Consider the following 22,850-nt stretch of genomic DNA (forward strand, 5'->3'; position numbering starts at 1 on the left):
TCGAAAAATGGTCAGCGGAAGAGATTGATCTGCTTCTCGTACCGGGCCCGCATCTCGTGGTCCTCGACCCCGAGACCCGGTGAAGGAGCCAGGCACAGCACGCCCACCTTCCCGTCGTGCCGGTTGGCGTGCACCTTGGACACCGCCGTGCCGGTCTCGTCGAGCTTGTAGACGGCCGACACCGTCGGATGCACCATCCCGCGAGCGATCAGCCGGTTCGCCTCCCACGCCTCGCGGTAGTTGGCGAAGTGCGTGCCGACGATCCGCTTGAGCCGCATCCACAGGTGCCGGTTGTCGTAGACGTGGTCGTAGCCCGACGTCGACGCGCACGTCACGATGGTGCCGCCACGGCGGGCCACGTAGACGCTGGCGCCGAACGTCTCACGGCCCGGGTGCTCGAAGACGATGTCCGGGTCGTCGCCGCCGGTCAGATCGCGGACCAGGCCGCCGAACCGCTTCCACTCGCGCGGGTTCGGGGTGTGCTCGTCGCTCCAGAACTCCAGCCCGGCCGCCCGCCGGTCGATGACCAGTTCGGCGCCCATCGAGCGGACCAGTTCGGCCTTGCGCTCGCTCGACACCACGCAGACCGGGATGCCGCCGCCGTTGAGCACCAGCTGGGTCGCGTACGACCCGAGCCCGCCGGCCGCCCCCCAGATGAGCACCACGTCGCCCTGCTTCATCCGCGCGCCGTTGGGGGAGACCAGCTGCCGGTACGCGGTGGAGTGCACCAGCCCCGAGACGGCCGCCTCCTCCCACGACAGGTGCCGCGGCTTGGGCATCAGCTGGTTCGCCTTGACCAGGGCCAGCTCGCCGAGCCCGCCGTAGTTGGTCTCGAAGCCCCAGATCCGCTGCTCCGGGTCGAGCATGCTGTCGGCGTGCCCCTCGGGCTCGGTCAGCTCGACGTTGAGGCAGTGCGCGACGACCCGGTCGCCCGGCTTGACGTTACGGACCGCGACGCCGGTGCGCAGCACCACGCCGGAGAGGTCCGAGCCGACCACGTGATACGGCTGGTCGTGCTTGCGGGCGCCGGGCACGCTGGCCCCGTAACGGCTCAGGAAACCGAACGTCGGCATCGGTTCGAAGATCGCCGACCACACGGTGTTGTAGTTGATGCTGCTCGCCATCACGGCCACGAGCACCTCGTCCGGCCCCACTTCGGGCGTGGGCACCGCGCGTACGTGCAGCGCCTTGGACGGATCCCGGTCGCGCGTCGCCATGCCGGCGAACATCTCGGTCTCCTCGGCCAGCACGACCGCGCCCCGATACCACTCGGGAACCGGCAGCGCGCCGACCTCCTCGGAGGGGGCTCTCTCCAGGGTGTCCAGCAGGTCGTTCACGATTGTCCCCTTCCGCGAGTTAAGATCCGGTCCCGTGGTCTTCAGCCTGGCGAGCATCAACCTGCACTGCGGTCTCGATCACCGAGGCCGCCCCTTCGCGGTCAAGGACGCGATCGCGGCCCTCGACACCGATGTCGTTCTGGTGCAGGAAAACTGGTCCCGCACCGGCGCCGACAGCCTGGCCGCGCAGGCTGCGGCTGATTGCGGCTACACCGCGTACGGGGAAATCGCCCTGACCGACGAGGTCCGTCTCGCCGATCTGGAGATCTCCCGGGGTGCGGTGCCGGACGAGACCGGCACCTGGGGGCTGGCCCTGATGAGCCGCCTCCCCGCCTCGTTCCCGGCGGCCGTCGCGATCGGGTCCGCGCCGCGTGACGTGGTGGGGGAGCGCGCCGCCCAGGTGGCCCACATCGAAGGTGTGCGCCTGGTCAACGTCCACCTGACCCACCGCGTCCTGCACGGCCCCCGGCAACTGCGACGACTCGTGTCCGGCCTGAGAAGCGATGACCGACCGACCGTGGTGGCGGGCGACTTCAACATGTTCCGGCCCACGATCGCGTTCGGACACCCCTATCGGCCGGTCGTACGCGGTCGCACCTTCCCGGCGCAGCGCCCGCTCCTGCAGCTCGACCATGTGCTGGCCGGGCCGGGGGTGCGGGTGGTCCGGGCGGAGGTGCTGCCGTCGTGCGGCAGCGACCACCGGCCCGTACGCGTGGAACTGGGTTAGACCCCGGCCAGGGCGGACAGTTCGCGGTCGACCTCGGCCATCACCGGCGCCGGCTTCTCGACCAGATAGAAGTGCCCGCCCGGGAAGGACGCCAGCCGGAACGCACCGGTCGTGAAGTCGCGCCATTGCTCCACCTCGTCCAGCGTCGCCTGCGGGTCCTCGGTGCCGGTGAGCGCGGTGATCGCGGCGTCCAGGCGGCGGCCCGGCTCGCTGCGGTGGGTCTCGACCGCGCGGTAGTCGTTGCGGATGGCCGGCAGGGTGAGCCGGCGCATCTCCTCGTCCTCCATCAGGCTCATCGCCGTGCCGTTGAGCTTCTCCAGCTCGGCCAGGAACGTGGCGTCGTCCTGCAGGTAGATCTGCGCGTCGGGCCGTCCGGCCGAGGGCGCCCGGCGCCCGGAGACGATCACCGTGCGCGGGGCGTGGGTGCTGCCCCGCTGCTCCAGGCGCCACGCGACCTCGTACGCGAGAACCGCTCCCATGCTGTGGCCCAGGAAGACCGTGGGCTTGTCGCTCAGCTGGAGCAGCTCGTTGGTGATCCGGTCGGCCAGGGTGGCGATGTCGGGCACCATCGGCTCGGCCCGGCGGTCCTGCCGGCCCGGGTACTGCAGTGCGACCACGTCGATGGTGGGGCCGAACCGGGTCGCGACCGGATAGAAGAAGGTGGCGGCGCCGCCCGCGTGCGGGAAGCACACGAGACGACCGGTCTGGTCCGTGCCCGACCGGAACCGCCGGAGCCAGCTCGTCGTGGTGTCATCGGCAATGGTCAAGGTTCGTCCTCGGGGTCGCGCTCGTCAGTCGTTGCCGTTGAGCACAACGCACGAAGCGCTGAATATCCCCTAGATAATTCAGGTGGTCGGGAACTCCCCGGTCAGCACGGCGGCGGCCAGATCGACCCGGCTGCGGTAGCCGGTGCGGGTGAACAACCGCCCGAGCATGCCCTCGACGCTGCGGGCGCTGGTCATCAGCACGGTGGCCAGTTCGCGATTGGAGGCGCCGTCGGCCACCAGCGTGGCCAGCAGCCGGTCGTTCTCGCTGACGGTCACGGCCCGCTGCGGCACCGGGATGTTGTGCCGGCGCATCAGCCCGCGCAGCCGGTAGCGGTCGAGCAGCGCCTCCAGGCCGTTCAGCGCCTCGTACGCCTCCGGCAGCAGCGCGGGGTCACCGCCGGTCTCGACCACGGTCGCCAGCGCCACCGAGAGCATCCAGGGCTGTTCCAGCCGCCGGGCCACGGCGACGGCCTCGGCCCCGAGTTCCGGTGTGGGCTCGACCGAGAGCCGGGTCAGCAGGGCCAGCAGCCGGCTGCGGTCGGTCTGCTGGCGAGCGGCGTTGTCCGCCGCGGCCTCGGCGGCGGCGTGTCCCGCGGACGGGGCCAGCTGCGCCGACAGCAGCAGGAGTTCCTCGGTGCCGGCCACCGTCCCGCGCTCGGCCGCCCGCATCAGCCCCTCCCGGACATGGCGCGCGGCCAGCTCGTGGTCGCCGAGAATCTGGGCGATCATCGCGTCGATCGCGTCCAGCAGATGCGGCATCGGGCAGAAGTCGGTGCGGGCGTCGGCCACCGCCTGCCGGGCCGCGGTGAGCCGGCCCCGGCCCAGCAGCAGGGCCATGAACCCGTGCGGCACGTCCGGATCCGGACCGGCCAGGGCCATCCGGACGTGGTGCATGGCCTCGTCCCAGCGCCCGCTCTGCCAGGTCAGCAGCACGCGGTCCTGGGCCGGCAGCTGGTCCAGGGCGAGTCGTTCGCCGCGCAGCAACCGCTCGGCGCCGACCGTGTCGCCCAGCATGAGCAGGGTGCGGGTCACCATCCGGATCATCATGAGATGGGACCGGTGGTCCGGCCGCGGGTGTGCGATCAGTTCGCGCAGGTGCTCCGGGTGGCCGACCATGGCGCCGGACGTGGCGTGGACGATGCGAGCGTGCTCGCGCCCCTCGTCCCGCTGCCACGCTCCGAAATCGTTTGCGAGCATCCCGTACGCCTCGGCGTAGCGCCCGAGACAGGTCAGCGCGTGGGCCCGGTAGATCAGCCGGTGCACCGGTGTCCGCCCGAACGCGTCCCCGCTGATCACCGCGGGATCGCGGCTGCCCCACAACCCGGCCACGTGGATCAGTGAGATCTCCAGCATGTCGAGATCGGACATCTCGGAGCCGAGTCCCAGCAACCGATCGGTGCCGAGCCGGGCCGCCTCGTAGTCGCCGTAGGCCGCGTTCGCCCCGGCCGCACCGGCCAGCGCGGTCCAGCGCGGCGGACCGGGCACCATCTCGGCCGCGGCGGCCAAGCGGCGGGCCGCGACACCGGTGTCACGGCGGATGGCGACCAGGCCCAGCCGTTCCAGTTCGGCCGCCGCCCGTACGGGTTCGGCCGCCCCGCCGCCGCGCATCAGCTGCTCGGCCAGCACGGTGTCGGGCACCGAAGCGCCGTCGTTCCACACCGCCTCGACCAGCGCACGGGCCAGTTCGCCGCGCTCGTAGGGGGCGAGGGACCGGCCGGCCGCCCCGGCCCAGTAGGGCACCGCGAACCGCCATCCGGGGACCAGCACGCCCTCGGTCACCAGTTGGCGCAGCGCCGACCGGACCGTGGCCAGGTCGAGCCCGTAGGCCCGGGCGGCCAGCGCGGGCAGCCGGTCGCCGGTCGGATGGAGGACGGCGGCCGCCTTGGCCACCAGGCGCACCGGCTCGGCCGCCCCGGCCAACCAGTCGATCGACGGTCCGCCGGCCGGCGCCGGGAGGAAGTAGGCGTGGCCGTCCAGCACCCGGACGGCTCCGGACCGCTGCCACTCGTCGAGGGCGGCCACGACCGCGGCCGGGACTCCCCGGCACTCCCGCTGGACCCGTCCGGCCAGCGAGGCGTGCGGCCGGGCCCCGCCCAGCCGGGCCGCCGTCAGCTCCACGGTGGACGCCCGGGTCAGGGCCGGCAGCGGCACGATCCGGGCCAGCCGTCCGGTGACCAGGCCGCGCAGGACCGTGCCGTTCTCGTCGTCGAAGAGGTCCGGCCCGGGCCGCACCGGGGCGCGCATGGTGAGCACCCAGCGGGGGCCGGTCGACCGGACCATCCGCTCGAGCACCGCTCGCGATTCGTCGTCGACCAGATGCGCGTCGTCGACCAGCACGGTCAGGCCGGGCCGGGCGGCCAGCAACTCCTCCACCCTCTCCTCCCCGGAGAAGGAGTGCGGAGTCAGGCGGCTCACCGCGTTGGCCAGCCGGGCCAGCACGGCGCCGGGCTCGTCGCGGTCGTGCCGGGTGAGCGCGATGCGCACGACCGGGCCCTCGACCTGCCGGGCGATCTCGGTCAGCACCGCGCTGCGCCCGATCCCGGCCGGCCCGGTGACCACCGTGACCGCCACGGTGCCGAGCGAGTCCAGGATGCGGCCGACGACGGACGCCCGGCCGATCAGGCGCATCCGGTGCCGACCCGGCCCGCCAGCACCGCGGTGGCCAGCTGCACCCGGCTGCGGCAGCCGGTGCGGGCCAGCAGGCGGCTGACGTGTTCCTCGACGGTCTTCTCGCTCAGCCGCTCGCGCCGGCCGATCTGCCGGTTGGTGCGGCCCGCGCTGATCATCCGGAGCATCCGTTGTTCCACGGGGGAGAACCCGTCCGACGCGCTCCGGGCGGCCGGCACGCTCAGCCCGTGCTTGCGCAACGCCGAGGCCACCCACGCCTGCAGCGGTGCGGCGCCCAGGTCACGGGCGATCCCGTACGCCTCCACCAGGTGATCGGAACCGGCCACCATCAAGGCGGTCAGCAGCGCGGGCCGGTCGTCGCGGTCGCGGGCCAGCGCCACGGCTTTCGCGGCGGCGGCCGGATCGCCGAGCACCGCCGCCCGCGTCAGCAGCCGCGCCTCGGGATCGTCGACCTCGTCGAGCAGGCGCTGCGCCGTCTCGGTGGCGCCGCTGCGGACCGCAAGCTGGGCCAGGCGGGGCACCAGCCGGGCCCGGCCGCGACGACTGGGTGAGGCGATTTTCCCGTACGCCGTCAGCACGCTCGCCAGATCGGCCGCACCCAGCTCGACCGGCCCGCACGACGCCCACGCGACCAGGGCCGGGTCGGCCGGTCCGCCGTTGTCCGGACGCTCGCCGCCGGTCCCGGTCATCCGGCCCATCTCGACGGCCCAGACCCGCGCCAGCTGGTGGACCGGGGTCACGCCGGACCCGGTCAGTTCGACCTCGCGGGCCGCGGTCCGGGCCGCCTCGAAGTCGCCGCCCGTGAAACCGCGCAGCACCCGCCGGTACGCGGCCGGCAGGCTGCCCTCGGGGCAGTGGTAGCGCTCGCCGAGCACCGCCTCGAACGCGCTCGCCCAGTCACCCGGGTAGGTCTGCGCCTCCTCGCACCGCCCGATCGCGCCCAGCTCGGCCGTCGTCACCAGCCCCGATTCCGGCCGCGGCCCCGGCTCGCCGGCGGGCCGGGCGCCGGCCGTAACCAGTCCCGGCTCGGGAGGCTCACCGGCGAACCATCGGCGGGCGAACTCCAGTGCCGCCGGCACCCGCCCGTCGATCAGCAGCCGGTCCCGGGTGGCGTCGGGCACCGGGATCCCGGTGTGCACCGCGGCCAGCATCGCCGCCGCCGCGAGATCACCGGCCATCTCCGGGGCCGGTCCGGTGGCGAGCACCGTCTCCACCGCGTCGCCCAGGTCGGACAGCCGGCCCGCGCGGAGCAGCTCGCGCAGCCAGCCCGCGGCGAGCCGGGATCGCAACCGGGGGTCGGTGGCCCGTTCCCAGGCGGCGCGGATCCAGTCGGCCCGGCGGCCCGGGCCGGTGTCCGGCCGGGCGATCAGGGTGAGCAGCAGCCGCATCGCCTCGTCGCCGGGGTCGGGTGCGCCGCGGTAGCCGGCGATGCGGTCGCCCAGCGCGCCCGGTTCGATGCCGGCCCCGTTCCGGCGGGCGGCCAGCATCGCCACCGCCAGGGCCCGCCGCCGCCCGGCCACGGCCCGCGAGCCGAGCCGGCGCAGCAGATGCGCCGCCACCGCGGGCGAGCTGCAGCGCAGGCGGCCCTCGTCGTCCTGGGTCAGCACGCCCGCCTCGGCCAGCCGGTCGGCCCGGCGGCCGTGCACACTCGTCGCGACTCCGGCCAGCCCGGCCGGCACGGCCAGTTCGGCCGGGCGCACCGGGTTCACCGCGAGGTCGGCCAGCACCGGGTCGCCGGGGGAGCCGAGCAGATCGGCGGTCCTCTCGGTGACCGGCAGCGGCCGGTCCGGCCGGGCCAGGCAGAGGCGGTCGTCCAGGGTGACCAGCCGGCCCGCCCGGTCGAGCTCGGCGCACGTGTCGAGCACGGCCGCGGGGCAGCCGGCCAGCGGGCCCAGCCCGGCGTCGAGGGCGGCGTCCAGGGTCGCGTCCGGCCCGGCGCCGTAGTGATCGAGCAGCATCGCGGCCCGGTCGGCAGTGGTCAGCGGCGGCACATCGAGGACGATGTCGGCCCAGGCCGCCAGCCGTTCGCCGGCCCCGGTGCAGGCGGCGACGACGAGGACGCCGGGACGCCGGACCGCGTCGAGCGCGGTCGCCGCATCGGTGGCCGCGCAGGCGTCGTCGGCGATCAGGACGAGGGGGCGGCCCCCGGCGAGCCGGTCGATCGCGGCCCCGACCCGCAGGCTGGTGCGGACGAGGCCGCCGGTGGTGCGGGCCGCGTCACCCAGGTGCTCGCGGAGCGCGCCGAAGATCGACCCCGCGGCGCCGGGGCGGACCGACAGGACCGCGGCGCCGTCGGCCCGCCAGGTCTGCTCGGCCGCGCGCAGCACCGTGGTGCGTCCGGTGCCACGACGCCCACGGAGCAGCGCGAGCGCCCCGCCGGCGGGCAGTTCGCCCGGTGCCCGGCGCAATGCCGCCAGGTGTTCGTCGCGGCCGTGAATCGTCCCGTTCGCTGGCATGTCCCGATCTCCCCGGGGTCGCTCGCCAATGGACGATCGGGGCGCCCGGAAAAGGCATCCATCGCCATTGTCGAATATCCCGGCATTAGCGCCGGGCGAGGTGATTGGCGTGGTGAGCCCGGTGCCGGTCCGCGGTCGGAGGGCTCGATAATGGGCGCCCGGTCAACGAATGACATTGCTCGGGCGGCCATGATCGAAAGGCTATCCGCGGTATCCCGGCCCCGCAACCAGTGACTTCCGGGGTCGTATTTCGCTGACCGTAATTAGTATCTGATCTTGCATAAATCAAGGTTTTATCGACCGGTTCCGCGTGGAATTCCCGCCAGCTGTGCCCGAAATACCATCCGCGGTGACCGTCGCGTTCATCCGGTTCGGCCGGGCCGGTGTATCGTGCGCCGCGATGTCCGAGATCCTGCGCACTGTGCTGCCCTCCACGGTCACCTGGGTCGAGACCCGCGACGATCGTGGCGTCACCGAGTTGTTTCCCGAGGAAGCCGCGGTGGTCGCGCAGGCGGTCGCCAAGCGGAGGGCCGAGTTCGCGACCGTGCGCTGGTGCGCCCGCACCGCGCTGGCCCGCCTGGGCGTCGCGGCCGCGCCGATCCTGCCGGGCCAGCGGGGTGCGCCGGGCTGGCCCGACGGCATCGTCGGCAGCATGACGCACTGCGACGGCTATCGGGCCGCAGCCGTCGCGCGCCGCGGTGAGGTCTCGGCCCTCGGTGTGGACGCCGAGCCCGCGGCTCCGCTGCCCGACGGGGTGTTCGAGGCGATCGCCCGGCCGGCCGAGGCCGAGATGGTGAGCAAACTCTCCGTCCGCTCACCGGACGTCCACTGGGATCGCCTGCTGTTCTCGGCCAAGGAGTCCGTCTACAAGACGTGGTTCCCGGTGGCCGGCGTCTTCCTGGAGTTCGAAGAGGCCGAGCTGGTGTTCGATCCGGCCGCCGGCACCTTCCGGGCCCGGCTGCTGGTGCCCGGGCCGTGGCCTGAGCTCAGCGGGCGCTGGGCTCAGACCGGCGGCCTGGTCGTCACCGCGATCGCGCTCGCCTGAAGAGATTCACTCCGCCGGTGCGGGCAGGATCGGCCGCAGCAGCGGCGGCTCCTCACCGAAGCGGGCCTTCCACTCGCGCGGATAGCCGAGCGAGACCTCCTCGAAGCGCACGCCGTCGCGCCGGGTGGTCCGCCGGATGTGCAGATGACCGTAGACGGCGACCTCGGCCCGGAAGCGTACGTGCCAGTCGGCCGTGCGCTCGGTGCCGCACCACTGGGCGAACTCGGGGAACCGGAGGATCTCGGTCGGGTGCCGGTGCAGCGGCCAGTGGCCGGCCAGCACGGTCGGCATGGCCGGATCGATGTCCAGCAGACGCTTCTCGGTGTAGGCGATCCGGGCGTCGCACCACGCCTCGCGGGTCGGGTACGGGTCCGGGTGCAGCAGCACCTCGTCGGTGCAGACCACGCCGGTGCGCTCGGCGTAGGCCAGTGACGCCGCCTTGGTCGTGGTGCCCGGCGCGCGCCACGTGTAGTCGTACAGCAGGAACAACGGCGCCACGGTCACCGGGCCGCCCTCGCCGTCCCAGACCGGGTACGGGTCCTCGGGTGTCACGACGCCGAGCGTCCGGCAGGCGGACACCAGCTCGCGGTAGCGATGTTCGCCGCGTAGCTTCACCGGGTCCTGCGGGTGGGTCCACAACTCGTGGTTGCCGGGTGCCCAGATCACCTTGGCGAACCGGTCGCGAAGCCGCTCCAACGTGGCGGTCACCTCGTCGAACAGTTCGCCGACATCGCCCGCGACGATCAGCCAGTCGTCGTCGGTGCCGGGGGTGAGGCGGTCGGCCAGCGACCGGTTCTCCTGATACGCCACGTGCAGGTCGCTGATCGCGAAAATAGTTCGGGACTGGGAATTCACAGGCTTCACGGTACCCATCCTGGAATACGAGTGATCTAGGTTCTTCCCGAGACGAAGGAACGATGGGCCGGAGCGAATGCGAATATTGCTCGTGGAAGACGACCACCGGGTCACCGCTGCCATGATCTCGATGCTGGAGCGGCGCGGATACCAGGTGGAACACGCGGCGACGGTTGCCGCCGCGCTGGCCGCCGCGCCCTGCGATCTCGTGCTGCTCGACCTCAACCTGCCGGACGGCGACGGCATGGAGGTGTGCCGGGCGCTGCGCGAACGTAACGAGCATCTCGGCATCATCGCGGTGACCGCCCGGGGCGAGGAGCGTGATCGCGTCGTCGGTCTGCGGTCGGGGGCCGACGACTACGTGGTGAAGCCGTTCTCGATGGTCGAGCTGCAGGCGCGCATCGAGGCCCTGTTGCGCCGGACCGCCCGTACGGGACCCCCGGCTCGGGAGATTGTCGAATTCGGACCGTTACGCATTGACTACTCAGCGCGCACGGTGGAGGTGGACGGCGAGCCGGTGACGCTGACCCGCAAGGAGTTCGACATCCTGGCCTCGCTCGCCCGCCAGCCCGGCGTGGTGGTGCCCCGCGAACGGATCCTGCTCGACGTCTGGCGCACCACCTGGTCGGGCAAGCACACCCTCGAGGTGCACGTGGGATCGCTGCGGGCCAAGCTCGGCCGCCCGCAGATGGTGCAGGCCGTCCGGGGCGTGGGCTACTGTCTGCGGGCCGGATAACGGTGGTCGGGAGGGTGCGTTGCGCAGGCGGCTGGTGACCAGCTATGTGCTGCTGTTGTGCTTGGTCCTGCTCGCGCTCGAGGTGCCGCTGGCCATCACGCTGACCAACCGGGAGACCCAGCGGGTGCTGGCCGACCGGACCGCCGACGCGACCCGGTTCGCCTCGCTGGCCGCGCCCGCGATGCGCACCAACGAGCTCGGCGCGGTGGTCGACGAGTTACGCCGCTACCAGGAGCTCTACGGCATCGGCACCATGCTCGTCGACCAGGACCAGCAGGTGCTCAGCGTGTTCGGCGACAGCAACCCCGACCCCGACCGCGCGAGTCTGGTCATCCGGGGCGCGCTGGCCGGCCGCATGGTGGGCACGCCGGCGACGCTGTGGCCCTGGCAGACCCACCCGCTGGTGGTAGCCGTGCCGATCAACGAGGGCGGCGCCGTGCTGGGCGCCGTCGTCACCATCTCGGCGACCGGCCACAACCGCCGTACGGTGCTGATCAGCTGGGCGCAGCTGCTGTTCGTCGGCTTCCTCGCGGTGGCCGTCTGCGTGTTCACGGCTCTGCTGCTGGCGGGCTGGGTGCTGCGGCCGGTGACCCGGCTCGACGCGGTGGTGCACGAGATCGCGGCCGGCGACGACGGCGCCCGGGTGCAGTCCGGCCTGGGCCCGCCCGAGTTGCGCCGGCTCGCCGACAGCTTCAACGAGATGGCCGACGTCGTGGCCCACAACATCGAGCAGCAGCGCTCGTTCGTGGCCCACGCCAGCCACCAGCTGCGCAACCCGCTGACCGTGCTGCGGCTGCGCATCGAGGATCTCGGCAGCCGGATGACCACCGAGGAGGCCCAGGCCGACGCGGCGATCGCACTCGAGGAGACCGACCGGCTGGCCGACGTGCTGGACGGGCTGCTGGCCCTGGCCCGGGCCGAGCGCGGCCAGCACAAGACCGAGGTGGTCGACGCCGTGCAGATCGCGCTGAACCGGGAGCAGGCGTGGATGCCGCTGACCCAGCGGCGCGGTGTCTTCCTGCGGACGGTGGTGCCGAAGGAACCGCACTACGCCCGGCTGGTCGCGACCGCGCTCGACCAGTCGCTCGACGCCCTGATCGACAACGCGCTCAAGTTCACCCCGGCCGGCGGCTCGGTCGACGTCGAGGTCGCCGCGCGCGACGGCGGCGTCGAGGTGACCGTGCGCGACACCGGCCCCGGGATGACCGAGGAGCAGTGCCGTCAGGCGACCGAGCGGTTCTGGCGGGCCCCCGACACCCAGAACGTCGACGGCGCCGGCCTGGGCCTGCCGATCGTCACCGTGCTGATCGAGGCCTCCGGTGGCCGTCTGACGCTGGCCCCTTCGCCGCCGCGCGGCCTGGCCGCCCGCATCTGGCTGCCGACGGCCGTCCTGGCCGGGGGGAAATCTACGGCTTGACCGACTGGTAATAGCGGGCCGCGCCCGGGTGCAGCGGCACCGGCAGGGTCGAGATGGCCGAGCGCAGGTCGAGCCGCTCGGCCGCCGGATGCGCGGCGGCCAGCAGGTCACGCCGGTCGAGCAGCAGCCGGGTCAGGTCGAAGGCCAGGCTGTCGGGCATGCTGGTCGAGACGACCAGCAGGTTGGGAACGGCCACAGTGGAGGACGCGGTCACCTTGTAGGCCGAGGTCGGCACGTCGCGGACCACATAGACGTCGCTGTAGACCCGGCGCAGCTCGTAGGCCCAGTCGGCCAGCCCGACGATGCGGATCGGCAGGTTCTGGCTGAGCTTCTCGATGCCCGCCACCGGCAGCCCGCCGGAGAAGAAGAACCCGTCGATGGCCCGGTTCCGCAGCGCGGCCATCGAGTCGTCCAGGTTGAGCTCGCGGCGGGTGATCACGCCGGGCCCGGCCATCTTGGCCGCCGACAACAGGCGCTGCACCGTCACCGCCGTGCCCGAGCCCTTGCCGCCGATCGACACCCGCTTGCCGCGCAGGTGCTCGAGCTTGCTGATGCTGCTGTCGACCCGCACCACCAGATGCAGCAGGTCGTCGTAGACCCGGGCCAGCGCGGCCACGTCGTCCGGCGGTCCGTCCGCCGCGGCCAGGATGTCGGCCTGGCTGAACCCGATCTGGGCGTTGCCGCTGCGCACCCGCTCGACATTTTCGGCCGAGGCGGCGGTCACCACGACCGACGCGTGCGAGTTCGGCAGATATTGGTCGATGACCTTCGCGTACGCCGTGCCGACCGCGTAGTAGACGGCGGTGGGACTGCCGGTGGCGATCCGGATCGACCGGTAGCTCGGCTCGTCGTCGACGCAGGCGCCGGTGGCCAGCGCGCCGAGAGCGCCGAACAGCAGGGCGCGACGCGAAGAACTCACCTGGACAGCCACCCGAATCCTCCACCCCACTGACCGTGGCAGTGACCGCGCAAGTTTTGCACAAATCCGGGCCGGTAGAGGTGCGCTGACGTTTCCGATTGGCGACGGTGTCATGACACGACGAAAAGGAGATCATCGAGGTGGGCACCGATGCACTGGGTATGGCGTTCGAGTCGGCCTGTCTCGTCCGTTGCGCCCGATCCCTCGCGCCGGTTCCGGCCCGCCGCCGCGAGGTCCGGCTGACCACCGTGCCGCGTCCGGCCGGACCGCTCGCCGAGTTCGGTCACCCGGCCGCCGCCGACCGGCTCGCCGGACGGCTGGCCGCGCTGGGCTTCGCCGCCACGACCGAGATGCACACCGGTGGGGTGGCCCGCACCTACGAGTTGCAGCGGGTGCTGGTGCCCGAGCACGAGCGCGCCGCCCTGGAGCGCCGGCTGACCGTCGCGTGGCAGTGGGGCCGCCAGCAGCTGCTCGCCGACGGCCCGCGGGTGCCCCTCGCGACCGACCACACCCGGCGGCTCACCCTGGCCCGCTACGCCTGGCAGGCCGCGTTGCTGGCCGGCGGTCCCCGGCGGCGGGCCGGCACGCTGCGGGTCAAGCTGGGCGACCCCGAGACGGCCGAGGTGCTGCTGCGCGGGGCCCGCCTGATCGGCGTGTCCGGCGAGGTGATCCGGCGGCAGGGCTGCTTCGCGGTGGCGGTCGCCAACTCGGCCGTCCCGCTGCTGACGACCGCTCCGCACCTTCGTCCCTGACACCTTCAGCGGCAGGCGATGCGGGCGAGCTCGCCGCCCCGGCCCCGCATCGAGCGCTCCCGTACCCAGGCGGTGAAGGCGGCCAGCGCGCCGGGGGAGGACCCCGGTGACCACGCCTCCTCCTTGACGGTGTCGAACCAGGTGAGCAGCCGCAGGTCGGGATAGGCACCCGAGCGCAGCGCGGCGGCCATGTCCGCGATCCACTGCGCCTTGCCGCCGCCGTCCTCGGACGAGGCGAACTCGCCCAGCATCACCGGCCGGCCCGGGGCGATCAGACGGGCTTTCCCGTACGCGGTGGCAAAGGTCTGCTCGAAGCTGGTCCAGTGGTCGCCGGCCGGATCCCAGGACGGCCCGAATCCCCAGTTGTAGCCGTCGATCCCGACCCAGTCCACGTAACGGTCACCCGGGTAGGCGAGCGCCGGGTCGTTGTACGGCTCGTCCGGCGACGACCCGTTGTTGTAGGCCCAGACCCACTGCACGTTGCCGCCGCCGCTGCGCACCACCAGGTCGTGGACGTGCCGGTACGCCCGTACGTAAAGCGAAGGGTCCTGGTCGTTGTTGGCGATGCCCCACGGATACCAGTTGCCGTTGAACTCGTGACCCCAGCGCACCAGGATCGGCCGGCGGACGGCGGCGAACTCGCGGCCGCGGGCCTTGATGTAGGCGTCCCACCGGCCGTCGAGGATGTCGCTGAGGTGGATCTGGGCCGGGTCGGTCGCGCCGAGTGCGGTGTCCCACGGCTCCCACGTGTAGTGCGGCATGATGCCCTGACGCCACATCTCGCGCGCGGTGCCGACCGGGAAGGGCCGGCCGGTGCCCCAGGCGTCGAACCACATCACGCTGGCCGGGGTGACGCCGTAGAGGCGGTGGACGTCGGCCGCGACCGTGCCCGCGTCCTGTTCCCGGAACATGCCGAGATAACGGGTCCGGGGTGCCGCATCGGCCGGTCCCGCGAAGCCGGCCACCGATGCGATGGTGGCCGACGCGGCGTACAGGAATCCTCGCCTTTTCATGGGGACCCACGATGGTCGTACCGATCGACCAGGGTCAATGAAAAGGTGAGGATCGTGCACGTTAGGGCAGTGCGGGCTCCTTGGCGTCCGCCAGCACGGCGGGAGCCTGGGCCCGGCGCCAGCGGGTCGACGGCGCGGGGGCCTTCCTCTCGACCGGGCGCCGCACGGCCGCCTCGCCACGGTTGGGCAGCGCGAGCCGGAAGACCTTGTACCAGGCCGACGCGACCTGCTTGGGCAGGGGGCCGCTGACGTACGAGAGCCCGTACCGCTGGAACAGGTCCTGGATCTTGGGCGCGATCTCCTTGTAGCGGTTGCTCGGCATGTCCGGGAACAGGTGGTGCTCGATCTGGTGGGACAGGTTGCCGGTCATCAGGTGGATGGCCTTGCCGCCGCTGATGTTGGCCGAGCCGAGCATCTGGCGCAGGTACCACTCGCCGCGCGTCTCGCCCTCGATCGACGTGCGCTCGAAGGTCTCGACGCCGGTGGGGAAGTGGCCGCACATGATGACCGAGTGGCTCCAGATGTTGCGGATCAGGTTGGCCGTGGCGTTGGCGGCGATCGTGTGCAGGAACGACGGGCCGGACAGGGCCGGGTGGATCACGTAGTCTTTGAGCATCTGCTTGGCGATCTTGTTGCGGACCTTCTTGAGGTCGGCCCGGAACTTCGGGTTCTGCCGCCGCTTCCTGGTGGCCAGGTTCTTACCCAGTTCGAGGTCGTACGCGGCGATGCCGTACTCGAAGAAGCACATGTTGAGGAAGTTGTAGAACGGCTGGCCCAGGTGCGCCTTGGTCCACCGCTGGTCCTCGTCGACGCGCATGATGCCGTAGCCGAGGTCGTTGTCGCGGCCGACCACGTTCGTATACGTGTGGTGCAGTTCGTTGTGCGAGTGCTTCCACTGCTCGGCCGGCGACGCGTGGTCCCACTCCCACTTGGTCGAGTGGATCTTGGGGTCGCGCATCCAGTCCCACTGGCCGTGCAGGATGTTGTGGCCGACCTCCATGTTCTCGAGGATTTTGGCGATCGACAGGCCCGCCGTGCCGACCAGCCACGCCGGCGGGAAGATGGAGAACAGCAGCACCCCGCGGCTGCCGAGTTCGAGCCCGCGCTGCCACGCGATCACCCGCCGGATGTACGCGGCGTCCTTCTCACCCCGGCTGCCCATCACCTCGTCACGGATGGCGTCGAGCTCGATGCCGATCTGCTCGATGTCCTCGGCGCTCAGGTGGGCGATCGGGTTGGACTTCTTGCGCTGGATCGTCGTCATGCGGGTCCTCAGTTTCCGATCTTGCAGGGGCCGGCGGCGGCCGAGATGCAGGTCTGGACGGGGATGCTGTCGCCCGGCTCGGCGACGGTGAGCTGCCCGTCGCGCAGGTCGCGCACGGCGCCCTCGCGCAGCGGCAGCACGCAGCTGAAACAGATGCCCATCCGGCAGCCGGACGGCATCAGCACGCCCGCGTTCTCGCCGGAGTCGAGCAGCGGCTCGGAGCCGTCGGTCTCGACGACGGTGCCGCATTCGGTGAAGGTGACCGTGCCGCCCCCGCCGCTGGAGATCAGCGTGGGGCGGAAGCGCTCGGTGCGCAGCAGGTGCGCGGCCTCGCCGTCGGCCCAGTGGGTCTCCAGGGCGTCCAGCATCTCGTTCGGCCCGCACGCCCAGGTGTGCCGTTCGAACAGGTCGGGCACGAGTTCCTCGAGGTCGGCGGGCTTGAGCCGGCCGTCCGTGCGGGTGTGCCGCTCGATCAGCGTGATCCGGCCCTCGGCGGCCAGCGTGCGCAGTTCGTCGCCGAAGACCACGGCGGCCCGGGTGCCCGCCGAGTGCACGACGACGACGTCGGAGAGCTCGTGCAGCGTGCTGCGGAGCATGCCCATGACCGGAGTGATGCCGCTGCCCGCGGTGACGAACAGCGCCTTGGCCGGCCGCGGCGCGCACAGCTGGAACTCGCCGGTCGGCACGTCCAGATGCAGGATCATGCCGCGCCGGGCCTTCTTGACGAGGTGGGTGCTGACCACGCCGTCCGGCACGGCGTTGACCGTGATCGTGATCCGGCCGTCACGCCGCGCCGGTGAGCTGGTGATCGAGTACGAGCGCCACAGCCGTACGCCGTCCACGTCCACACCCACACGGACGTACTGGCCGGGCTCGTGCCGCACCCAGCCCCGGCCGGGCCGCAGCACCAGCGTGACGCTCCGGTCGGTCTCGGGCCGGACCGCGTCGACCTTGGCCCGCAGCACCCGGGCGTTGCGAAGCGGAGCGATCACGTCGAGGTAGTCGGACGGGACCACCGGCGTAGTAATCAGCTCGACGACGCGCCAGGCGCCGGTCCGCAGGTTGTTGATAACAGCCACGTAACAAGGGTCCTGCGTTTCTGGGGTAGATTCCTGACCATACGAAGTGAATCGGACCGTGTATTTTGTTCGCCGGGAACAAGAGCCATGGGTGAAACCGGAGTAACCGCCGTGACCGAAAGCCTGCCCGACGTGCGGACGTACCGGCTCTCGCCGGAGGTGGTCGCGCCGCTGCGGCAGCGGCTGCCCCACGTGGCGACGCAGACCATCGACGCCATCATGGCCGAGGTACCGGCCTACGCGGTGGCGTTCGCCGGAGATCTGGGCGTGAAGATCGCGCGCGCGGTGCGGGCCGCCCTGGGCACGTTCCTCGAACTGGTGGCCCGGGCCGACGGCCCCGACCAGCAGTCTCCGCTCGGGCCGGCGCTCGAGGGGGCGTACGCGCTGGGCCGCGGCGAGGCGCGCAACGGCCGCAGCCTGGACGCGCTGCTCGGCGCCTACCGGGTCGGCGCCCGGGTCTCGTGGCACGAACTGGCCAAGATCAGTGTGAGCACCGGCCAGCCCGCCCCGGTCATCGCCCACTTCGCCGAGCTGGTCTTCGCCTACATCGACGAGCTGTCCGCGGCCAGCGTGGCCGGGCACGCCGACGAGCTGGCCTCCTCGGGCCGGGCCCGGCTGCGGCACCTCGAACAGCTCACCCAGGCCCTGCTCGCGGGCGAGGCCGAGCACACGATCGAGGTCGCCGCCGAGCGGGCCGACTGGTCGCCCCCGCAGACCCTCACCGCCGTCCTGGTGCCCGAGCACGCCGCCCGTACGGTGGTCGACCTGCTCGACCGGCGCACACTGCGGCTCAGCGAGGCCGGACCGGCCGCCCCCGACCACTCGGTGCTGCTGGTGCCCGACGCCTCCCGCGGCGCCGTGGCCGGCCTCCTCCGGGGGCAGAGCGCCGTGGTCGGCCCGGCCCGGCCGTGGCTGGCGGTCAAGTCTTCCTACGACCGGGCCGTGCGCACCCTGCGCCTGCCCGGCATCGAGACCGCCCGCACGGTCGTCGACACCGAGGACCACCTGGCCGCGCTCGTGCTCACGGCCGACCGGCAGGCCCTGGCCGACCTGCGGGCCAAGGTGCTGGCGCCGCTGACCGCCGCGCCCGGCCTCACCGTCGACAAGCTGATCGAGACCCTGCGCAGCTGGCTGCGTCATCAGGGCCGCCGCGAGGACGTGGCGGCCGAGCTCTTCGTGCACCCGCAGACGGTCCGCTACCGCATGACCCAGCTGCGCGAGCTCTACGGCGACCGCCTGCGCGACCCCGACTGGATCAGTTCCCTGATCATCGCCCTCACCCTGCCCGATCCGGTTTAGCCGGCGTTCCTTGGGCCGGGGCCCAACCACGGCGCGAGGTGCCGTGAGACGTTGGGCCGCGTGACATGTCGGGGCCGGGGGTGGTTTCGGTTGACTTCGTGGTGACGGAAGAACTGCGAAGGGAGCTCGCATCATGACCGAGATCCACAATGTCGTCGCGGTGACGTTCGCCGACGACGCCTCGGCCTACCAGGGCCTGAGCACGTTGCGGACGGCCGCCGCGGACGGTCGCATCGACCTGATCGGGGCCGCCGTGGTCAGCCGGGATGCCGGGGGCCGGCTGTCCATCCCGGAGGCCGGCGACACCCGGATCGGCGAGGGCATCGCGGGCGGCGGCCTGATCGGTGTGCTCGTCGGCATCCTCGGCGGGCCGCTCGGCATGCTCATCGGCTGGGGCACCGGCGCCCTGATCGGCGGGGTCATCGACCTCGACCGGGCCAGCCGCGGCGACGAGCTGCTGGCCGGCTTCAGCCGCGCGGTGCCGCCCGGCTCGACCGCGCTGATCGCCGAGGTGCGCGAGCCCGCGATCGAGGTGGTCGACACCGAGATGGGCAAGATCGGCGGTACGGTCGTCCGCCGCCCCGCGTCCGAGGTGCTCGCCGAGCTGGAGGCGGCCGAGGACGCCAGCAAGGCGGCCGAGGCCGAGGCCCGGCGGGTCGTGCGGGAGCAGAAGAAGCAGGCCCGCGAGGAGAAGTTCGACGAGCGCAAGGCCAAGCTGCGGGCCCGGTTCGGGCTGGACGACTGACATGAGCAGCGTCGCGCGGGAAGTGAAGAAAGTATCCACGGGCGCGATCATCGGCGGCATCCTGCTCGCGCTGCTCGGCGCGCTCGGACTGGCCTACACGTGGATCGCGACCATCACCTCGGTCGCGCTCTTCGGGTGGCTCATGGTCGGCGCCGGCGTGGTCGCCACGATCGCCGCCATCGTCTCGGTCCGGCGGGACAACCGGCCGAGCTTCGGGGTCGTGCTGCTCACCGGTCCGCTCACGATCGTCGGCGGCGTGGTCATCCTGTCCAACCTGGGCGCGTCGATCGCCGGGATCACCCTGGCCGTGGCCGTGGTGCTGATCGGTATCGGGATCATGCGCATCGTCACCCCGATGGTGCTGAACGGTGGTCGCTCGGTGTGGTCGATCATCTCGGGTGTCTGCTCGATCGTGCTCGGTGTGATGGCCATGTTCCAGTGGCCGGAGAGCAGCCTCTATCTGATCGGCACGCTGGTCTCGGTCAACGTGCTGATCGACGGCATCAACCTGCTCACGGTCGGTTCCCTGGGCCACCGGACGAGCGGCGCGATCGCCGCGTTCGCCCGGTAGCCCGCTTCACCAGGCGATCCGCTCGCGGTAGGCCAGGGCCAGCGCCAGGGCCAGACGATCCGGGTGGGGCTCGGGCACCAGGTCGAACGCCCGGGTGACGCGGTAGAGGACCGTATTGCGATGGACGAACAGCTTGCGCGCGGCGACGGCAGCATTGTCGCCGCGCGCAATGTATTCGCTCAGCGTCTGCCGCAGCCGGGCCGCCTCGTCGCTGTCCACGGCCAGCGGCCCGAGCACACTCCGGATCCAGGCCCGGGCCGCGACCGGGTCACGGGCCAGGAAGGTCAGCGGTGCGACATCGTGATACCAGGTGATGGCCGGCTTGTCGGCCGGGGCGAGCACGGCCAGATCGGCGGCGGCGAGCGCGTTGCGGTGCGAGGCCCGGAAACCGTCGAAGCCGTCGGCCGCCTCGCCGACCGCGATGTGGGTGCCGGTGCCGTCGACCGCCTGGCGCAGCTGGTCCTCGGTCACCGCCCGGGTCGTGACGCTGAGCCATCCGTGCGCCCGCGACTCGTCCTGCGGGGCGTAGAGCACCCCGCGCACCCCGTTCAGCAGGCGCAGCCGGTGCGCCATGGCGGGCAGGGCGGCGTCCGGCTGCCACAGCACCAGCGCCTGATGGCGCCCGCCGACGTCGTAGCCGAGGGCGGCCGACGCGTCCCCGGCGGTCAGGGCCCTGGTCTCGAGCACCTCGGCCACCCGGCGGGCGTGCCCGACCGAGACCGACCGGGCCCATTCCTGCTGGGCCTCGGCGTGGGCCAGCAGCGCGGCGTTGGACGAGCGGTAGATGTGCCGTCCGGTGTAGGTGAGCACGTCGCGCAACGCCGCCGTGAGCTCGTCCGGCCCGGCGACCAGCGCGACGACGTCGACCACTTCGTCGGCCGTCATCGCCTGGCCGACCTGGAAGCCGCGCATCAGGTCCTCGGCCGAGATGCCCCGCTCGGCCAGCCGTTGAGCCAGGTCGAGCAGGGCCGACGTGGGCGGCCGGTCGTTGATCTCGTACCCGGCCAGCCCGGCCGCGAGGTCGTGCAGGTTGGCGCTCAGCAGCTCCTCGATCCGGGCGCGCAGGGCCTGATCGAGATCGGACAGGGCCGGGATCTCGCGGACGAGGCGGGCCAGCATGCGCTCGTTCAGCGCGGCCTCGCGGGCGAGCACTTCGGCGGCCACCCGGGCCAGCACCTCACCGGAGCCGATCATGAGAGACCGGCCCGGTGCATCAGCCGGCGGGCCCGCGGGGTGTCCCGGTTGGCCAGGTTGAGCGCGGCCAGCTCGCGGGCCCGCTCCGGATCGCGGCCCGCGGTCAGATAGAAGTGGGCGGCGTGGTCCGCGTACGCCTCGGGCCAGTCGGCCAGCAGCCGCTCGTAGCCCGACCGCGCGCGTTCCACGAGCGGCTCGACGACCGTACGGTCCGCCTGCTCCCGCTCCAGGACGGTGGCCAGGGTCGCCGGATATTCGGGGTCGTCGGAGATGTCGAGCAACGGGGTCAACAGGATCCTCGCCTTCACCGTGGCGCCGCGTTCGAGGTGGACCTCGGCCAGATGGCCCTGGGCCGGGACGTGCCCGGGGATCAGCTCGAGCACGGCCCGGAACCCGGCCGCGGCGGTCTCGAGATCGCCCTCACCCAGGGCGGCCGCCGCCCAGCCGAACAGCAGTTGGGCGGCGGCGAACGGGGACGTGCCCCGATCCGCGGCGAGGGCCGACCGCATCGCGTCGCGGGCCTCGCCGGGCCGGCCGAGTTCGACGAGCAGCACGGCGAGCCCGCCCCACGTCGGCAGCCCGGGCCGCTCCGCGACGGCCTCTTGGCGGAGCCGGAGAGCGTCGTCGAACCGGCCCTGGGCCTGCCACAGCGCGGCTCGCTCGTCGGTGACACCGATGTCACCGGTGGGCGCCCGGTCAAGGAACCGGTGTGCCGAGTCGAACCGGTGCAGCCGGCCGGCCGCGCGGGCCCGGGCCATCGGCGCGAAGTCACCGGTGTCATCCAGGAGAGCCAGGGCCCGGCGGGTGTCGGCGATCCGGCCCCGCACGTCGGCGCGGAGAAACAGCAGGTCGGCCAGGCCGGTCCGGGCGGTGCGGATCGACGCGTCCAGGTTCGACAGGGCGATGCGGCCGTGCGTGTAGCGCCTCATGACCCCGGCAGCGCGGGCACCGGCAGGTCGACTGCCAGGTTCGGCGCTACGACGTACGGGAAGAAATGCGAAGCCGGAACGGTCGGACCGTCGACGCCATCACTGAGCGTGCGGCGCCCGGCGGTGGTCACGATGGTCAGGAACGTGTCGAAGAAGTCGTCGTCCAGCCACCGCCCGCCCGACGTGCGGTGCGGGCGGCCCTCGAGCAGCGCCCGCTCGATCTCGAAGTAGCCGTCCGGGGCGAACGGCAGATGCGGGTCCACCACCAGGAAGTCGGCCATCAGCAGCGGCCGCAGTGGGTGCGCGCCGTCCGGGGCGAGGGCCCAGTCGTTCGAGCCGTCCAGGGTGTCGAGGAACGACAGCTGGGCGTCGAAGCGCGACTCGTAGACCGTCCGGTAGACCGGTGAGATCGCGAACGGATCCTCCCGGTTGTAGAGGTCGCGGATCTCGAGCCCGGCGAACCGCTGGTCGTGCTCGGACCCGCTGAGCACGTAGTTCTTGATCTCGGGCCGGCCCAGCCGCTCGATCCGGACCGGCTTGCGGCCCGGCGTCGACACCACCTCGGCCGCGACGCCGACCAGGCCGGTGCCCAGGGCGGCGTCGATCGGCACCTCCACCACGAGGCTGAGCACGTCGAAGCGGTCCAGCGCGTTGCTGCCCGGCGCCGCGTAGAGCAGGCGGCCCTCGGTCTCGGACTGCAGGGCGGCGATCACATCCATGAAGAACGGATCGGACCGCAGCCCCGCGTACGCCCGCAGCCCGCCCGACTCGACCGGATCGCCGCCGAGGGCGATGTCGACGAACGCCCCCGACGACGACACGATCCGGCCCGCCTGGACACCGGTGACATCGTCCGGTGGCGTGAACCGGGCCGTCACGGTCACGCCGGAGTCACCGGTGACATCGAAGCTGCGGCCGGCGGCGGCGATCGGCCGGACCAGGACGCGGTAGTCGACCGCGTCGCTGAACAACGATTCCGACGTCGCCTGTGGGAACACGTTGGCGACGACCGTTAGCCAGCCGGGTCGTTCCGGGCTGACGAAGGCGTACAGGTCGGTGAGGTCGACCGAGGGGTCGCCCATCACCGCGGGACCGCTGAAGTGGTCCGACATGGCAG

Annotated in this window: 20 protein-coding genes; 8 read left to right on the forward strand and 12 right to left on the reverse strand. The window is 72.3% G+C overall.

Going from position 1 to position 22,850, the window contains the following annotated elements:
• Positions 1–11: 11 nt before the first annotated feature.
• On the reverse strand, positions 12–1,394 hold the full coding sequence (gene ccrA, locus KOI35_RS10180; RefSeq protein ID WP_215785890.1) for a crotonyl-CoA carboxylase/reductase: 1,383 nt from the start codon (positions 1,392–1,394) through the stop codon (positions 12–14).
• On the opposite strand from ccrA, the gene KOI35_RS10185 reads away from it, so the two are divergent.
• A complete protein-coding gene (locus tag KOI35_RS10185) occupies positions 1,372–2,064 on the forward strand; it encodes an endonuclease/exonuclease/phosphatase family protein (protein ID WP_215785892.1) in 693 nt (230 codons plus the stop codon). The genes ccrA and KOI35_RS10185 overlap by 23 nt on opposite strands.
• Here KOI35_RS10185 and KOI35_RS10190 read toward each other — a convergent pair.
• The 3 genes from KOI35_RS10190 to KOI35_RS10200 form a co-directional block, all read right to left on the reverse strand.
• Positions 2,061–2,831 (reverse strand): thioesterase II family protein, encoded by a 771-nt coding sequence (locus tag KOI35_RS10190; protein WP_215785894.1) that lies wholly within the window; start codon positions 2,829–2,831, stop codon positions 2,061–2,063. The two genes, KOI35_RS10185 and KOI35_RS10190, sit on opposite strands and share 4 nt — an antisense overlap.
• A 78-nt stretch (positions 2,832–2,909) precedes the next feature.
• Complete coding sequence (locus KOI35_RS10195; protein ID WP_215785896.1) at positions 2,910–5,459, reverse strand: hypothetical protein; 2,550 nt, start codon at positions 5,457–5,459, stop codon at positions 2,910–2,912.
• Positions 5,450–7,915 (reverse strand): helix-turn-helix domain-containing protein, encoded by a 2,466-nt coding sequence (locus tag KOI35_RS10200; RefSeq protein WP_215785898.1) that lies wholly within the window; start codon positions 7,913–7,915, stop codon positions 5,450–5,452. Before KOI35_RS10200 ends, KOI35_RS10195 begins: the two co-directional genes overlap by 10 nt.
• A 349-nt stretch (positions 7,916–8,264) precedes the next feature.
• Between KOI35_RS10200 and KOI35_RS10205 the strand changes: the two genes are divergently transcribed.
• Positions 8,265–8,960, forward strand: coding sequence for a 4'-phosphopantetheinyl transferase family protein (locus KOI35_RS10205; protein WP_308120887.1), 696 nt, complete (start codon positions 8,265–8,267; stop codon positions 8,958–8,960).
• 6 nt (positions 8,961–8,966) lie between these two features.
• Here KOI35_RS10205 and KOI35_RS10210 read toward each other — a convergent pair whose 3' ends face one another.
• Positions 8,967–9,815 (reverse strand): metallophosphoesterase family protein, encoded by an 849-nt coding sequence (locus KOI35_RS10210; RefSeq protein WP_438870594.1) that lies wholly within the window; start codon positions 9,813–9,815, stop codon positions 8,967–8,969.
• Between the two features lie 76 nt (positions 9,816–9,891).
• On the opposite strand from KOI35_RS10210, the gene KOI35_RS10215 reads away from it, so the two are divergent.
• Positions 9,892–10,551, forward strand: a complete 660-nt coding sequence (locus KOI35_RS10215) for a response regulator transcription factor (protein WP_215785902.1) — start codon at positions 9,892–9,894, stop codon at positions 10,549–10,551.
• Between the two features lie 19 nt (positions 10,552–10,570).
• Positions 10,571–11,968, forward strand: coding sequence for a sensor histidine kinase (locus KOI35_RS10220; protein ID WP_215785903.1), 1,398 nt, complete (start codon positions 10,571–10,573; stop codon positions 11,966–11,968).
• On the opposite strand, the gene KOI35_RS10225 is transcribed toward KOI35_RS10220, so the two are convergent.
• Complete coding sequence (locus tag KOI35_RS10225; protein ID WP_308120889.1) at positions 11,958–12,887, reverse strand: TAXI family TRAP transporter solute-binding subunit; 930 nt, start codon at positions 12,885–12,887, stop codon at positions 11,958–11,960. The genes KOI35_RS10220 and KOI35_RS10225 overlap by 11 nt on opposite strands.
• A gap of 140 nt (positions 12,888–13,027) precedes the next feature.
• Between KOI35_RS10225 and KOI35_RS10230 the strand changes: the two genes are divergently transcribed.
• Entirely contained in the window at positions 13,028–13,639 is a 612-nt protein-coding gene (locus KOI35_RS10230; RefSeq protein ID WP_215785907.1) for a hypothetical protein, read from the forward strand.
• 5 nt (positions 13,640–13,644) lie between these two features.
• Here KOI35_RS10230 and KOI35_RS10235 read toward each other — a convergent pair whose 3' ends face one another.
• The 3 genes from KOI35_RS10235 to KOI35_RS10245 form a co-directional block, all read right to left on the reverse strand.
• A complete protein-coding gene (locus KOI35_RS10235; protein WP_215785909.1) occupies positions 13,645–14,652 on the reverse strand; it encodes a glycoside hydrolase family 26 protein in 1,008 nt (335 codons plus the stop codon).
• 61 nt (positions 14,653–14,713) lie between these two features.
• Positions 14,714–15,916 carry a fatty acid desaturase family protein gene (locus tag KOI35_RS10240; RefSeq protein ID WP_215785910.1) on the reverse strand — a complete coding sequence of 401 codons (1,203 nt, stop codon included), beginning with the start codon at positions 15,914–15,916 and terminating at the stop codon, positions 14,714–14,716.
• 8 nt (positions 15,917–15,924) lie between these two features.
• Positions 15,925–16,995, reverse strand: a complete 1,071-nt coding sequence (locus KOI35_RS10245) for a ferredoxin reductase (protein WP_215785912.1) — start codon at positions 16,993–16,995, stop codon at positions 15,925–15,927.
• Between the two features lie 111 nt (positions 16,996–17,106).
• Between KOI35_RS10245 and KOI35_RS10250 the strand changes: the two genes are divergently transcribed.
• From KOI35_RS10250 to KOI35_RS10260, 3 genes are all read left to right on the forward strand, one after another.
• A complete protein-coding gene (locus KOI35_RS10250; protein ID WP_215785914.1) occupies positions 17,107–18,294 on the forward strand; it encodes a PucR family transcriptional regulator in 1,188 nt (395 codons plus the stop codon).
• 133 nt (positions 18,295–18,427) lie between these two features.
• Positions 18,428–19,039, forward strand: coding sequence for a DUF1269 domain-containing protein (locus tag KOI35_RS10255; RefSeq protein ID WP_215785916.1), 612 nt, complete (start codon positions 18,428–18,430; stop codon positions 19,037–19,039).
• Between the two features lies 1 nt (position 19,040).
• Positions 19,041–19,610 (forward strand): HdeD family acid-resistance protein, encoded by a 570-nt coding sequence (locus KOI35_RS10260; protein WP_215785918.1) that lies wholly within the window; start codon positions 19,041–19,043, stop codon positions 19,608–19,610.
• Between the two features lie 6 nt (positions 19,611–19,616).
• Here the strand turns inward: KOI35_RS10260 and KOI35_RS10265 are convergent, their stop codons facing one another.
• From KOI35_RS10265 to KOI35_RS10275, 3 genes are read right to left on the reverse strand one after another with little or no spacing between them, the layout of a single operon-like run.
• Positions 19,617–20,804 carry a PucR family transcriptional regulator gene (locus KOI35_RS10265; RefSeq protein ID WP_215785920.1) on the reverse strand — a complete coding sequence of 396 codons (1,188 nt, stop codon included), beginning with the start codon at positions 20,802–20,804 and terminating at the stop codon, positions 19,617–19,619.
• Positions 20,801–21,733 (reverse strand): tetratricopeptide repeat protein, encoded by a 933-nt coding sequence (locus KOI35_RS10270; protein ID WP_215785921.1) that lies wholly within the window; start codon positions 21,731–21,733, stop codon positions 20,801–20,803. Before KOI35_RS10270 ends, KOI35_RS10265 begins: the two co-directional genes overlap by 4 nt.
• Positions 21,730–22,845 (reverse strand): DUF4331 family protein, encoded by a 1,116-nt coding sequence (locus KOI35_RS10275; RefSeq protein ID WP_215785923.1) that lies wholly within the window; start codon positions 22,843–22,845, stop codon positions 21,730–21,732. The genes KOI35_RS10270 and KOI35_RS10275 overlap by 4 nt, the downstream gene beginning before the upstream one ends.
• Positions 22,846–22,850 lie beyond the last annotated feature (5 nt).

It is taken from the genome of Paractinoplanes bogorensis, assembly GCF_018829635.1.
GTDB classification, from domain to species: domain Bacteria; phylum Actinomycetota; class Actinomycetes; order Mycobacteriales; family Micromonosporaceae; genus Actinoplanes; species Actinoplanes bogorensis.